Source organism: Mesorhizobium sp. M1329 (assembly GCF_040318035.1).
GTDB lineage: Bacteria > Pseudomonadota > Alphaproteobacteria > Rhizobiales > Rhizobiaceae > Mesorhizobium.
Window position 1 is genome coordinate 142681 of the sequence record NZ_JAMYLN010000003.1, and the last position, 14022, is coordinate 156702.

15 protein-coding genes are annotated in these 14022 nt (G+C 63.2%); 7 read left to right on the top strand and 8 right to left on the bottom strand.

Annotation, left to right across the window (positions count from 1 at the left end; all coding sequences use genetic code 11):
* Window positions 1-6: 6 nt before the first annotated feature.
* The 4 genes from NKH21_RS04300 to NKH21_RS04315 form a co-directional block, all read right to left on the bottom strand.
* Window positions 7-273 carry a DUF2277 domain-containing protein gene (locus NKH21_RS04300; RefSeq protein ID WP_023716908.1) on the bottom strand — a complete coding sequence of 89 codons (267 nt, stop codon included), beginning with the start codon at window positions 271-273 and terminating at the stop codon, window positions 7-9.
* A gap of 109 nt (window positions 274-382) precedes the next feature.
* A complete protein-coding gene (locus NKH21_RS04305) occupies window positions 383-634 on the bottom strand; it encodes an exodeoxyribonuclease VII small subunit (RefSeq protein WP_031211056.1) in 252 nt (83 codons plus the stop codon).
* Window positions 635-637: 3 nt separating this feature from the next.
* Window positions 638-1564, bottom strand: a complete 927-nt coding sequence (locus tag NKH21_RS04310) for a histone deacetylase family protein (protein WP_352661335.1) — start codon at window positions 1562-1564, stop codon at window positions 638-640.
* Window positions 1565-1691: 127 nt separating this feature from the next.
* Window positions 1692-2345: a TetR/AcrR family transcriptional regulator gene (locus tag NKH21_RS04315; protein ID WP_352660984.1), complete on the bottom strand. Its 654-nt coding sequence runs from the start codon at window positions 2343-2345 to the stop codon at window positions 1692-1694.
* Window positions 2346-2463: 118 nt separating this feature from the next.
* On the opposite strand from NKH21_RS04315, the gene NKH21_RS04320 reads away from it, so the two are divergent.
* On the top strand, window positions 2464-3687 hold the full coding sequence (locus tag NKH21_RS04320) for an MFS transporter (RefSeq protein ID WP_352660982.1): 1224 nt from the start codon (window positions 2464-2466) through the stop codon (window positions 3685-3687).
* Between the two features lie 59 nt (window positions 3688-3746).
* Here the strand turns inward: NKH21_RS04320 and ribB are convergent, their stop codons facing one another.
* Together ribB and aroC are read right to left on the bottom strand one after the other, a co-directional pair.
* A complete protein-coding gene (ribB, locus tag NKH21_RS04325; RefSeq protein WP_352660979.1) occupies window positions 3747-4847 on the bottom strand; it encodes a 3,4-dihydroxy-2-butanone-4-phosphate synthase in 1101 nt (366 codons plus the stop codon).
* A 105-nt stretch (window positions 4848-4952) separates the two neighbouring features.
* Complete coding sequence (gene aroC / locus NKH21_RS04330) at window positions 4953-6062, bottom strand: chorismate synthase (protein WP_352660977.1); 1110 nt, start codon at window positions 6060-6062, stop codon at window positions 4953-4955.
* Window positions 6063-6136: 74 nt separating this feature from the next.
* Between aroC and NKH21_RS04335 the strand changes: the two genes are divergently transcribed.
* The 6 genes from NKH21_RS04335 (at window position 6137) to NKH21_RS04360 (ending at window position 12135) form a co-directional block, all read left to right on the top strand.
* Window positions 6137-6322 (top strand): hypothetical protein, encoded by a 186-nt coding sequence (locus NKH21_RS04335; protein WP_352660974.1) that lies wholly within the window; start codon window positions 6137-6139, stop codon window positions 6320-6322.
* A gap of 15 nt (window positions 6323-6337) precedes the next feature.
* Window positions 6338-6601 (top strand): DUF1344 domain-containing protein, encoded by a 264-nt coding sequence (locus tag NKH21_RS04340; RefSeq protein WP_023716902.1) that lies wholly within the window; start codon window positions 6338-6340, stop codon window positions 6599-6601.
* Between the two features lie 463 nt (window positions 6602-7064).
* Window positions 7065-7241 carry a DUF1194 domain-containing protein gene (locus NKH21_RS04345; protein WP_352863205.1) on the top strand — a complete coding sequence of 59 codons (177 nt, stop codon included), beginning with the start codon at window positions 7065-7067 and terminating at the stop codon, window positions 7239-7241.
* A 275-nt stretch (window positions 7242-7516) separates the two neighbouring features.
* Window positions 7517-8647: an efflux RND transporter periplasmic adaptor subunit gene (locus NKH21_RS04350; protein ID WP_292661581.1), complete on the top strand. Its 1131-nt coding sequence runs from the start codon at window positions 7517-7519 to the stop codon at window positions 8645-8647.
* The gene (locus NKH21_RS04355) at window positions 8644-11847 is read left to right on the top strand and encodes an efflux RND transporter permease subunit (RefSeq protein WP_352660968.1); all 3204 of its coding nucleotides are present in this window, start codon (window positions 8644-8646) and stop codon (window positions 11845-11847) included. The genes NKH21_RS04350 and NKH21_RS04355 overlap by 4 nt, the downstream gene beginning before the upstream one ends.
* Window positions 11848-11985: 138 nt before the next feature.
* Window positions 11986-12135 carry a DNA ligase-like domain-containing protein gene (locus NKH21_RS04360; RefSeq protein ID WP_352660965.1) on the top strand — a complete coding sequence of 50 codons (150 nt, stop codon included), beginning with the start codon at window positions 11986-11988 and terminating at the stop codon, window positions 12133-12135.
* 235 nt (window positions 12136-12370) lie between these two features.
* Here the strand turns inward: NKH21_RS04360 and NKH21_RS04365 are convergent, their stop codons facing one another.
* Together NKH21_RS04365 and fabI are read right to left on the bottom strand one after the other, a co-directional pair.
* Window positions 12371-12958: a histidine phosphatase family protein gene (locus NKH21_RS04365; protein ID WP_352660962.1), complete on the bottom strand. Its 588-nt coding sequence runs from the start codon at window positions 12956-12958 to the stop codon at window positions 12371-12373.
* A 31-nt stretch (window positions 12959-12989) separates the two neighbouring features.
* Window positions 12990-13808, bottom strand: a complete 819-nt coding sequence (gene fabI, locus NKH21_RS04370; RefSeq protein ID WP_031211054.1) for an enoyl-ACP reductase FabI — start codon at window positions 13806-13808, stop codon at window positions 12990-12992.
* Window positions 13809-14022: the final 214 nt, after the last annotated feature.

Sequence of the window (14022 nt, forward strand, 5' to 3'; positions counted from 1 at the left end):
GTCCCCTCAGGCGAAGCGAAGTGCAGATTTGGCCTTCGCCTTGGCCGCCACCTCTTCGCGATTGCGCGGATGCTGTGTCGTCTCGAGGCTGTCGAGCAATTCGCGCGCCGAGGCGGCGATGGCCTCGACGGCATGGTCGAACGCATGCTGGTTCTGTTTCGACGGCCGCGTCGTTCCGCTCAGCTTGCGGACAAACTGGAGCGCCGCATCGCGGACCTCGTCATTGGTTGCCGGCGGATCGAAATTGAACAGGGTTTTGATGTTTCTGCACATCGTTCGCAATCTCCTCTCGTCCTGGAGCCGTTTCAAACGGTATGAGTTTTATCCTCAATCGTGATGATGTCCAAAGCCGGTAAGCACAATTGTCGTTCGAGGCCGTGCCTCAATCCGCATCCAGCGGCTCTGTCCCCACCGGCTTACCGTCGCGCGACAGCCTGATTTTCTCGACCTTGTCCTCGGCCGCTTTCAGCAGCCGGTCGCAATGCGCCTTCAGCGCCTCGCCGCGCTCATAAATGCGGATCGACTGGTCGAGCGGCACGTCGCCGCGCTCCAGATCGTCGACGATCCTCTCCAGCGCCTCGAGCGCCTGCTCGAAGCTCATCGCCTTAACGTCCTCGTTGGTCTCACCAGCCATCGTCTATCCCTTCATCAGCCGCCCAACATGGGCGGCGACTGAAAATGCCAATCCCTGCAGATCGTAGCCGCCCTCGAGCAGGCTGACGAGCCGGTTGCCGCTATGGCGTCCGGCGCGTTCGAGCAACTGGCCGGTCGCCCAGTCGAAATCATCCTCGGTCAGGTTGATCTCGGCCAGCGGATCGCGGTGGTGGGCGTCGAAACCGGCGGAGATGATGATGAGGTCGGGCGCAAAATTGTCGAGCGCCGGCAGGATGCGCGACAGAAAGGCGTCGCGGAAACTGTCGCTGCCGCTCTGCGGCGCCAGCGGCGCGTTGACGATGTTGCCGGCGCCGGTTTCGCTCGCGGCCCCGGTTCCCGGGTAAAGCGGCATCTGGTGTGTCGAGCAATAGAGCACTGACGGATCGTCCCAGAAGATGTCCTGCGTACCGTTGCCGTGATGCACATCCCAGTCGACGACGGCGACGCGGTCGGCGCCATGCTTCTTCTGCGCGTAGCGTGCCGCGATCGCCGCGGTGTTGAACAGGCAAAAACCCATCGAGGTGGTCTTTTCGGCATGATGGCCGGGCGGCCGCGCGGCGACGAAGACGTTGTCGGCACGGCCGGTGAAGACGTCGTCGACAGCGGCGTTGGCAGCGCCGATCGCGGTCACGGCCGCCTGCCAGCTCTTTGGGCTGGCGGTGGTGTCGGCGTCGATACGGGCGATGCCGGTGTCCGGTATCGCTGCGCGGACACGTTCGGCGAATTCGGGCGGATGCGCGTAGAGGATGGTTGCCTCGTCGCCTTCAGGCGCCTGGACGCGATCGAGCGCCGCGAAGGCCTCGTCGTCAAGCACACGCTCTATGGCGCGCAGACGGTCCGGCCGCTCCGGATGACCGGGCGGGGTTATGTGCTCGAGGAAAATCGGATGGGTGTAAAGTCTCGTGACCATGCCCCCGATATAGGCGCGCCTTACCGCTTTGGCCATGTTTTCGCGTCTCGCTGGTGCGATGTTCAACAGGGTTTACGCGGCCGGCCTCGGCTGGATCGAGCTGTCTGACATTGGCGAAAAGATGACCTCAGGCCGGTGATCGGTCAACCTCGGGCTGTATCGCCGACGGTCGATCAGGTTGATGCAGCCTGCCGGTGCGATTGAGCAGTCCTTCCAGAAGAACCTTGAACGCCTTCACTGCCTTCTTCGATGTCGCTTCGGGATCGTTCGAATTTGCGATCCACTGCGCCGCATGCAGCGAGGCGCCGCTGACCAGCCTTGCCGCGGCTTCGGGATCGACGGCGAGAATTGTCCCCTCGTCGCGCAGTCTTTGCAGGCTCTCTGTCATCGAACGGATGCATGTGCTCTGGCTTGGCCATTGCGATGGATCGCCGAGCACTGCCGGCCCGTCACGAAGCACGATACGCTGGATCTCGGGCTCCAGCGCCATCTCGATATAGGCGGTGCATTCGTCGACAAAGCCCTGCCAGAGATTGTCCGGCTTGGCCGAAACGACCTTCAGCCGGGCCGACATTTCGGCGTCGATCTCGGCGATGACCGCCTGGAGAAGGCCCTTCTTGTCGCCGAAATGGTGATAGAGCGCACCGCGCGTCAGCCCGGCCGATGCCGTGAAGTCATCCATCGAGGCTTCGGCATAGCCGAGCGTGCCGAAGGCCTGGCGCGCCGCGGCAATCAGTTTGGCGCGGGTCTCGGCAATCATCTCCTTGCGTGGTCTGTGCATGCTCTGGCCCTATTAACATACGCTTCGTATGCCAATTGACATACGCCGCGTATGATCTATTTAAACTCATACGCTACGTATGTAATCGCCGAACCGGCCGTTGTCGAGGAGCCAGACCATGCAAAATCCCTATTCGCAGATCTTTCGCGCGCCCGGCGCCAAGGGCTTTGCCGCCGCCGGCTTCGTTGCCCGGCTGCCGATGGCCATGGCTCCGATCGGGATCGTCGCCATGCTGTCACAGACCGATGGCGAATACTGGCTGGCCGGCGCCGTCTCCGCGACATATGCGCTGGCCAACGCTTTCGTCGCCCCGCAGGTATCGCGACTGGTGGACCGCCTCGGCCAGACGCGGATCGTGGTGCCGACCACCGTGATTTCCACGCTCGCTTTCGCGATCCTGATTGCGGCGGCCAATCAGCATTGGCCGATATGGACGCTATTCGTCTCGGCGCTGCTCGCCGCCGTCATGCCCAGTATCCCGGCAATGGTGCGCGCGCGCTGGACGGAGATTTTTCGCAACCGTCCCGAGTTGAACACGGCGTTCGCCTTCGAGTCGGCGGCGGACGAGCTGGTCTACATCGCCGGCGCATCGCTGTCGGTGGGGCTGAGCGTCGCGCTTTTCCCGGAAGCGGGAGTGATCGCGAGCACATTGTTCCTCGCCTTCGGTTCGACGGCCTTCGTCCTGCAGCGCTCGACCGAACCGCGAGCCCGACCGGTGGAACATGGTTCAGGCGGCTCGGCAATCCGCCTCCGGCCGGTCCAGATCATCACCTTGGCCCTGATCTTCATCGGCGCGACCTTCGCCACCACGGAGGTGAGTACCGTGGCGATCACCAAGGAGCTTGGCCAGCCGGGCGCGGCCAGCTTCGTCATCGGCGTCTACGCGCTCGGATCGTTCGTCGTCGGCATCATCATCGGCGCCCTGAACCTGAAAGTGCCGCTGCAAATTCAGCTTGCCATCGCAATCGCCATCATTGCGCTTACCACGCTGCCGCTGCTCGTCGCCGACACTGTGCCGCTGCTGGCACTGGCCGTCTTCGTCAGCGGCGTGGCGATCTCGCCGACCTTCATCACGGCATTCGGCCTGATCGAGCGGCGCGTGCCCGAGGCGGTGCTGACCGAGGGTGTGACCTGGGTGATGACCGGCATCGGCATCGGCATGGCGCTCGGCTCGTTCGCCGCCGGCTGGGTGGTGGACGCTTTCGGCGCGCAGAACGGGTTCTGGGTATCGGTGGCATCGGGCACAATCGCGCTGGTCATCGTGCTCGCCGGCCAGCGCAGCCTTGCCGCGCCGGACTGCGACATGGCTGCATGCGACGCAGCCGCGGTCGCTGCGGAATAGTTTCCGGTGCGTCCGGTCCCGAGGCGGGGCCGGACGTATACCAGCATCGTGAGAATGGCCTAAAGAATCTCGGTCTTGGCGATGTGGATGCCAAAACCTTCGAGACCGACATAATGGCGCTCGCGCGAGGCGATCAGATTGATCGAGGAAATGCCGAGATCCTTGAGAATTTGCGCGCCGAGGCCGATCTCACGCCATTCGTTTTCGCGACGGCGCGCCTCTTCATGATCTTCGCGGTCGCCGGCAGCCGGCCGCTTGCGTTCCTGATGGGCGACGCCGACCGAGCCTTCACGCAGATAGACAATGACGCCGCGCTTGCGCTCGCCCATCGCCTTCATGATGGCATCCAGCCTGTGGCTGATGCCGAAGACGTCACTCACCACGTCCTCAGAATGAAGGCGCACCGGCACCTCGACGCCGTCGCGGATGTCGCCGAAGACGACCGCCACGTGATGCATGGAATCCCAGGGCAGCGTATAGGTGAAGACCTGCGCCTTGCCGCCGGGCGTCTCGATGTCGGAACAGGCGACGCGTTCGACCAGCGTTTCCTTGCGTTGCCGGTAGGCGATGAGGTCAGCGACCGAGATTTGCTTCAACCCGTGCTTTTCGGCGAAGGCCTGCACCTGCGGGCCGCGCATGACTGTGCCGTCATCATTGACCAGCTCGGAAATGACGCCGACCGGCGGCAGGCCGGCGAGCTTGCAGAGGTCGACTGCGGCTTCGGTATGGCCCGAACGCATCAGCACGCCGCCTTCGCGCGCGATCAGCGGAAAGATGTGGCCGGGGCGCACGAAATCGGACGCGCCGACATTGCCATTGGCGAGATTGCGCACCGTCAGCGTGCGGTCGTCCGCCGAAATGCCAGTCGTGGTGCCGTGCTTGAAGTCGACGCTGACGGTAAAGGCAGTGGTGTGGGCAGAATCATTGTCGGCCACCATCGGCGACAGGTTGAGCCGCTTGGCTTCCTCGCGCGGCATCGGCGTGCAGACAATGCCTGACGTGTTGCGCACGATGAATGCCATCTTTTCCGGCGTGCAATGGACGGCGGCGACGATCAGGTCACCCTCGTTCTCGCGCCCGTCATCGTCCATGACGACGACGATCTCGCCGCGCTCGAAGGCGCGCAGGGCTTCAACGATCTTCTTCTGGTCGTAAGGCATAAGTGCTCGCTTCGCTCGCAGGGAATAGGGGAGTAGGGCAGTACGGGAGTAGGGAAAAGGAAAAAATGCTGTCGCGGGAGCTGCATAACCTACTCCCGTACTGCCCTACTCCCCTACTCCCCTACCTGTCTGTCCCCGATGACGCAGATAATGATCGGCAATGGCGCAGGCAACCATCGCCTCGCCGATCGGCACGGCGCGGATGCCGACGCATGGATCGTGCCGGCCCTTGGTCATGATCTCGACGTCATTGCCGTCCTTGTCGATCGACTTTCGCGGCGTCAGGATCGACGAAGTCGGCTTGACGGCAAAGCGTGCGATGATCGCCTGGCCGGTCGAGATGCCGCCGAGGATGCCGCCGGCATTGTTGGACAGGAAGACCGGCTTGCCGTCATTGCCCATGCGCATCTCATCGGCATTCTCCTCGCCGGTGATGCGGGCGGCCTCGAAACCGTTGCCGATCTCGACACCCTTGACGGCGTTGATCGACATCAGGCCGGCGGCGATATCCTGGTCGAGCTTGGCATAAATCGGCGCGCCAAGCCCCGCCGGCACGCCGTCGGCGACGATCTCGATGACCGCACCGACCGAGGAGCCCGCCTTGCGGATGCCGTCCAGATATTTGGTGAAGACGGCGACCGACGCCGGATCGGGAGTGAAGAACGGGTTTTCGGCGTCGCCGACGAAATTCCAGTTCCAATTGGCGCGATCGATCGATTTTTCGCCCATCGACACCAGCGCGCCGCGTACCACCATGCCGGGCACGACCTTGCGGGCAAGCGCCCCGGCCGCCACCCGCGCCGCCGTCTCACGCGCCGAGGAGCGGCCGCCGCCGCGGTAATCGCGCAGGCCGTATTTGACCTCGTAAGTGTAATCGGCATGGCCCGGCCGGAACTGACGCGCGATGTCGCCATAATCCTTGGAGCGCTGGTCGACATTCTCGATCAGCATCGACACCGGCGTGCCGGTGGTGATCATCGTCTCACCGTCCTCATCGAGAATGAAGCCGGACAGGACCTTGACCTCATCCGGTTCGCGACGCTGCGTCACAAAACGTGACTGGCCGGGGCGGCGCTTGTCAAGCTCGGCCTGGATCTCGTCGCGAGTGAAGCGGATGCCTGGCGGACAGCCGTCGACGACGCAGCCCAGCGCCGGCCCATGGCTTTCGCCCCAGGTGGTGACGCGGAAAAGATGACCGAACGTGTTGTGCGACATGGAACCAGCCCTGCCGGCGTCGAAGCCGGCTCAGCGCATGACCCCGAAAATCGGAGCGATCTTCGGAACGGATCATGCACAAAATCAAAACTGCTACAGCGTTCTTTGCGCGTCCAGGAGGACGCGCTGCGCTGCAGCTTGCCTTCTATTGGCGTTTTCCACAGTGGTCAAACTGTGATCCGGCGGATTTAGTTTTGACACATTCGATTGGTTTCTGCTCAGTTCCGTTCCGTTGGACCGAGCCGCTGTACCGGCAATGATTAAAGAGGACGATGATGCGTATCCTGATTGGCGCTGTTGCCGCCACGCTGTTGATTTCCACCGCCGCCTTCGCCGGCCAGACCGAAGGCCTGATCAAGAAGGTCGACAAGGATGCGCTGACGCTGACGCTTGACGACGGCAAGTCGTACAAGCTGAACGCCGAAACCGACCTCGATGCGCTGAAGCCGGGCATGGACATCGTCCTCGCCTATGACGTGACCAATGGCGAGAACGTCGTCACCGACATGGAACTGCCGGACACCGGATCGACCGAGTAGAGTCTTTCCGACCGACCCATGCCGCGCAGCGGTTTCGTTCTTCGCCCCATCTTGGCCGCAACGACGTTGCTTGCCCTTGCCTGAAAACAACTGCGGCGCCGCGTTGGCGCCTTGCGCTGGCACCTGCCTCTTGACGCTTCCGGCCGTGATACGCTCCTACCAATCGGTCATCATGCGTGTGGCCGAAGGCGGGTGACGAGCGTGGCGAGTTCCGCTTGACGGTGTGTGTTGGTTCTGGCGAATACCGCTTTGAGCCGGGTGCGCGCGGTTTCACGGCTGACGCCGAGTGCAATTGCCGCCGTAGCATCCTCCCGTTTGACCAACCGGATGGACGCGCCGAGATGATGTCCTTCATTCCACGCTTCGTTGGTCCGAAAAACCCGAACGGGCACAGGCGTGCTATTCGCTCTGGCGGGTGAGCCTGACAACGTCGCTGTCGGCCACGGCGGAGCAGGTTTCCTCGGTGGATCTCGAACTGGTTCTTTGTGTCGATGTATCGTCTTCAATGAGCGACGCGGAACAACGGCTGCAGCGGGAGGATATGTCAACCACTGCTCGATGCCGCAGTGTTGCAGTCCATTTGAATCCGGCCGGCGTGGTAATGCCCATATCGGTCTCCTTCGACCAATATGAATCATAAGCCGTCCATCAAAGGAATCCTGAATCCCTTAATTCGCGACTGACTTTAGCCCGGTGGCGGGCAGCCACAGGGTGGACATTTCAGCTCACATGGAAAATGATCATGTTGCCATGCACAACACTGCAGTGCGACGAGAAGCCTGAGCGTAGAAGCGGATCAACCGACCTCCGGTCCAGCGAGCGAGGACGCAAATGGACACCCCAGAGAATGGCCAATTGCATCGCGACGCGGGCGGGCGACCCCGTCGATCGGCCAGCTGGCTTGCCCGTGCTGCCATGTCGGCGGCATTCCTGCTCGGCATGGCTTTCAGCAGCACTGCGTTTGCGCAGGACCAGCAGCTTCCCGTGGTGACGGTGGCCAAGCCGGTGGTCCGTGAAATCATCGAAGACGACGAGTTCGTCGGGCGCTTCGAAGCCGTCGACCAGGTCGCCATCCGTTCGCGCGTCAGCGGCTATCTGGACAAAATCAGCTTCCAGGACGGCGCACTGGTCAACAAGGGCGACCTGCTCTTCACCATCGACCAGCGTCCGTACCAGGCGGCTTATGATGCCGCCAAATCGCAAGTGGACGTCGCCAAGAGTCTGCTCGAATTCTCCAAGATGCAGCTGGATCGTGCCGACGAACTCGCCAAGACCGGCAATATCTCCACGGCGACGGTCGACGACCGCCGGCGGGAATACCTTTCGGCGCAGGCGCAGATGCAGGGCGCGACGGCTGCGCTGACGACGGCCAGCCTGAACATGGAATTCACCGAGATCAAGGCGCCCTTGTCCGGCCGCATCGACCGCCGGCTGGTGTCGGTCGGCAACCTCGTGCAGCCGGATTCCACCTTACTGACGACCATCGTTACGCGCGATCCGATCGACTTCTATTTCGACGTCGACGAGCGCCTGTATTTCAGCTACGCCCGCGACGCGAAGGAGCGTGGCGGCAGCATGCAGGAAGGCGCCGGCGGGCTCGATGTGGTGGTTCGCGTCGCCGACCGCGCGGAGGCGGTATTCAAAGGCAAGCTCGATTTTGCCGAGAACCGGATCGACAACGCGACCGGCACCATGCGGGTGCGTGCAAGGTTTCCCAACGCCGACGGCATTCTCCAGCCAGGCATGTTCGGGCGCATCAACGTGCCGGGGTCGCTGCCGCATAGCGGCGTGCTGGTGCCCGACGAGGCGATCGGCGCCGATCAGGATCGCCGCATCGTGTTCCTGGTGGATGAGGCCGGGATGGTGTCGGCGAAGCCCGTGCGCACCGGCCCGCTTCTCGACGGCTACCGGGTGATCCGCGGGGGCCTGACCGGCGACGAGACGATCATCGTCAACGGGCTGATGCACGCCAGGCCCGGCACCAAGGTGAAGGTCGAGATGGTGACGTTGCCGCCCAGGGCCGAGACCGCCGGGTTGCAGCAATGAGGTTCGCACATTTCTTCGTCGACCGTCCGATCTTCGCATCGGTCGTTTCGATCGTCCTGCTGATCCTCGGCGGGATTGCTTATACCCAGCTGCCGGTCGCGCAATATCCCGAGATCGCGCCGCCGACCATCGTCGTTCGCGCGCAGTATCCGGGCGCCGACGCCGAGACGGTCGCAGCGACGGTGGCAACGCCGATCGAGCAGGAGATCAACGGCGTCGAGGGCATGCTCTACATGTCGTCCTATTCGTCGGGCGACGGGGCGATGGCGCTGACCATCACCTTCAAGCTGGGCACCGATCTCGACCAGGCGCAGGTGCTGGTACAGAACCGCGTGTCGGTCGCCGAGCCGCGCCTGCCCGAAGAAGTCCGCCGCCTCGGCATCACCACCACCAAGACCTCGCCCGACCTGATGATGGTCGTGCACATGCTGTCGCCCGACAATACCTACGACCAGCTCTACGTCTCGAACTACGCCCGCTCGCGGGTGCGCGACATACTGCTCAGACTCGACGGCGTCGGCGACCTCATCATCTTCGGCGAACGCGAATATTCGCTGCGCATCTGGCTCGATCCGGAAAAACTGTCCGCCCTGGGGATGACCTCGGGCGATGTGGTGCAGGCGCTGCGCGACCAGAACGTCCAGGTGTCGGGCGGCTCGATCGGCGCGCCGCCGACCAGCACCGGCACGGCGTTCCAGTACACGGTCACCACGCAAGGGCGCTTCAACGACGCACGCGACTTCCGATACGTGATCGTCAAATCGACCGACGACGGCCGCCTGATCTCGCTGCAGGACGTGGCGCGCATCGAGCTCGGCGCCAAGGATTACGTCACCAACTCCTATCTCAACGGCAAACCGGCGGTGGCGCTCGCCATCTTCCAGCGGCCGGGCACCAATGCGCTCGCCGCAGCCGCGGAGATCCAGGACAAGATGAAGGAGCTTTCCCGCGACTTCCCGAAGGGGTTGAGCTACGACATCGTCTACAATCCGACCGAGTTCGTCGCCGAGTCGATCCAGGAGGTCTACAAGACGATCCTCGAGGCGATGCTGCTGGTCATCATCGTCATCATCGTCTTCCTGCAATCGTGGCGCATGGCGATCGTGCCGATTGTGGCGATCCCCGTGTCCCTGATCGGCACGCTGGCGGTGCTTTACGCTGCCGGCTTCTCGCTCAACATGCTGACGCTGTTCGGCCTCGTTCTGGCGATCGGCATCGTTGTCGACGATGCGATCGTCGTGGTCGAGAACGTCGAGCGCAATATCGCCGGAGGGCTGGCGCCCAATCCGGCGTCGCACCTGACCATGGACGAAGTCGGAACGGCGGTCATCGCGATCTCGCTGGTGCTGATAGCCGTGTTCGTACCGACAGCCTTCATCCCCGGCATTTCTGGGCAGTTCTACCTGCAGTTTGCGATCACCATCGCGGTGTCGACGGCGATCTCCGCATTCAATTCGCTGACGCTTTCGCCAGCGCTGGCCGCACTGCTGTTCAAGCCGCACCACGCCGCGGCGGCGCCGCCGCGCTTTTTCCTGGCGCGGTTCGGACGGGCGCTCGCCGATGGCTTCAATCGCGGCTTCGACAGGGTCGCCCACTGGTATTCGAGTATCATCCGCGTGCTGGTCGGCTCGTGGATAACGATCGCCGCCATGCTGGCCGTTTTCGCGGGCCTCATCTACGCCACGGTCTACATGGTGCAGGCGGTGCCGCGCGGTTTCATTCCGTCGCTCGACCAGGGCTATGCGATCGTCGTCGTCCAGTTGCCGGACGGCGCCTCGCTGTCGAGGACCGATGGGGTCATCCAGCAGGCGTCGCAGATCATCCAGAAAACGCCAGGCGTCGACTACGCAGTCGCCTTCGCCGGCTTCTCCGGCGCGACTTTCACCAACGCCAGCAACGCGGGCGTGATCTTCGCCAGGTTCAAGCCCTTTGACGAGCGACTGAAAGCCGGCCAGTCGGCGACCCAGGTCATCGGCAATCTGTTCGGCAGCCTGCAAAGCATCAAGGAAGCCTTCATTATCGCACTGCCGCCGCCGCCGATCCGCGGCGTCGGCAATGCCGGCGGCTTCAAGCTGCAGATCCAGGAGCGTAACAGCGCCGACATGCGGCAGATCCTGGCGCTTGCCAACGAAATCGCCGGCAAGGCCAACAAGACGCCGGGGCTGACGGGCGTGTTCACCACGTTCTCCGCGTCGAGCCCGCAGTTCTTCCTGGCGATCGATCGCGACAAGGCGCGCATCCTGAACGTGCCGATCCCCAACATCTTCGAGACGCTGTCGATCAATTTGGGCACAGCCTACGTCAACGACTTCAACGCTTTCGGGCGCGTCTACCAGGTGCGGGCGCAGGCCGACCAGGCGTTCCGCCTCGATCGCGCCGACATCTTGAAACTGAAGGTGCGCTCGGCGACCGGCGCGCTGGTTCCGCTCGGCACGTTGATCGAGATCCGCGACGTCACCGGCCCGGCGCTGGTCCAGCGCTACAACATGTACGTCTCGGTGCCGCTGCAGGGCAACGCCGCGCCCGGCGTTTCCACGGGCGACGCGCTGGCATTGATGGAAGGGATCACGGCAAAGACGCTGCCGGCCGGTACCTCCTATGAATGGACCGAGCTCGCCTATCAGGAGCGCAGCACCGGCAATGCCGCTGTCTATATCTTCGGACTGTCGGTGCTGTTCGTGTTCCTGGCGCTGGCGGCGCAATATGAAAGCTGGGTGCTGCCGTTCGCCATTGTGCTGGTGGTGCCGCTCGGCGTGCTCGCGGCGTTGCTCGGCGTGTCTTTCCGAGGGCTGGACAACAACATCCTCGTGCAGATCGGGCTCATCGTGCTGATCGGGCTTGCCGCCAAGAACGCGATCCTGATCGTCGAATTCGCGCGCCAGGCGCAGGAACGCGGCCTGTCGGCCGCCGAGGCTGCCGTCGAAGCCTGCCGGCTCAGGCTGCGGCCGATCCTGATGACCGCTTTCTCGTTCATCCTCGGCGTCGTGCCGCTGGTGATCGCAACGGGCCCGGGCGCAGAAATGCGCCAGTCGCTGGGCACGGCGGTGTTCTTCGGCATGCTCGGCGTCACCTTCGTCGGCCTGTTCCTGACGCCGGTGTTCTACGTCACGCTCAGGTCGCTGTTTTCACGGCGCAAGCCCCGTGCCGAGGCCGAGCCTTCAGGGCCGGCAGAGGCGCCATCGGAGACGGCCGCCGAGTAGGGTTACAAATTCGCCGCGTCGGGCGCGGCTTATCACGCCAGAAAATCGGCGCGGCGCGGCAATGGCCACGATCTGCGCGACCTCGGCGTCGAGGTGCGGCGGAGAACCTGCTCGGTCTGACCCAGCCCAAGCGAGACGATGCCGGGCGGCGAGGCCAACGCGATCTTCTATCTGGTCGACCAGGCGGGGCTTGAGGGCATAGTGTCGAAGCGACTTGGCAGCAAATATCGCAGCGGCAACACGACGGCATGGCTGAAGACCAAAAGCACCGTCGCCGGATACGCTTGAACCCCCATAACGGTCATTTGCCGAGTCGTTCTCAAACGATGCATTTGGCGCAACCGCGACCTCCGGAGTCCTCGCTTGCGATGTCTGCTTTCAGGACGCGGCGAGCTGATCCTATGACCGAAATGCGGCGCGAAGCGGCTATTCGGGGCTCGCCACCTGGAGGTCGGGTCACCTTGCATCGTCCCCATTTGCCTTCAATGCCTGAGAAGGGGCTGATCGTTAAGAGTTTGACCCCTCAAAGCCACTCCAGGCGCCGGCCGTCCAGCCTGAGCAGGCGGTCCTGCGGCACTTCCATGCTGACCGCATCTTGTTCGGGCATTCCCAGCACGAAACGGAACAGCGCGCGCATGACGCCACCATGGGTCACGCAGACCGTCTGGCGATCAAGCGCGTCGAACCACGGCTTCACCCGTTCGAGCAGCATCTGATAGCTTTCGGCGCCCTCGCCGGGCGGCTGGAAATTCCATTTATCGAGGCGGCGTTGCCTGGTCGAACCGGGATTGTTCGCCTCGAGTTCGGCAAAGGTGAAACCCTGCCAGTCGCCAAAGCTCAATTCTACGAGCAGCGGCTCGGTACGATAGGTGTGCGGATCGAGCTTCATCGCCGCGCGCAGGCGCTCCATCGTCTCGCGCGTGCGCCGCATCGGGCTGGCGACAAAGTCGAAATCTTCGGGCTTGTCGATGAGTTCGGCCAGCCTACGCCCGTTGCGGCTAGCCTGCTCGCGGCCAAGCTCGTTGAGGTCGGTATCGGCCTGCCCCTGCAGCCGGGCCTCGGCGTTCCACGCCGTCTGGCCGTGGCGCACGATATAGACGAGCGGGTACATCAGGTCTTCCGGAAGAGATCAGGCGGTGGTGTCAGTCCTTGACCGTCGAAATATCCGGCGCGTCGACCGCCTTCATGCCGACAACATGATAGCCGGAATCGACATGATGGATCTCGCCGGTGACGCCGCGCGAAAGGTCGGACAGGAAATAGACGCCGGAATCGCCGACCTCCTCCTGCGTGACCGTCTGCTTCAACGGCGAATTGTATTCGTTCCACTTCAGGATGTAGCGGAAATCGCCGATGCCGGATGCGGCAAGCGTCTTGATCGGGCCGGCGGAGATGGCGTTGACGCGGATCTTCTTGGCGCCGAGGTCGACGGCCAGATAGCGCACGCTGGCTTCGAGCGCCGCCTTGGCGACACCCATGACGTTGTAGTGCGGCATTACCTTTTCCGCGCCGTAATAGGTCAGCGTCAGCAGCGAGCCGCCGTCGGTCATCAGCGCCTCGGCGCGTTTGGCGATGGTGGTGAAGGAATAGACCGAAATATCCATTGTGCGTAGGAAGTTGTCGCGCGTCGTCTCGACATAGCGGCCGGTCAGCTCGTCCTTGTCGGAGAAGGCAATGGCGTGGACGAGGAAATCGAGCTTGCCCCAATGGCTGGCGATATCGGCGAACACCGCATCGAGGCTGGCCGGGTCGGTCACATCACAATGGCCGGCGACATGCGCGCCCAGTTCCGCCGCGAGCGGCTCGACGCGTTTCTTGAACGCCTCGCCCTGATAGGTCAGCGCGATCTCGGCGCCATGGTCTACACAGGCCTTGGCGATGCCATAAGCGATCGAGCGATTGTTGGCGATGCCAAGGATAAGGCCGCGCTTGCCGGCCATAAGGCCCCGTCCACCCGCCATGTCAGCGCTCTCCGCAAGGTTCTCTACGTTGTGGAGTGCCTATCGCACAGCCACAGTGCCCCTTCAAGCGTTCAAAGCGGACAGTTCGGGGGACAAAGCCGTTGGTCTACAGAGCCGCGCATCCTTTGGACGCGCAAAGAATGCTGTAGCACGTTGACCTTGCAGTCGTGGGCCAGTGGAAAGATCGGACACTTAGTATCTGTGTGGCACGGCG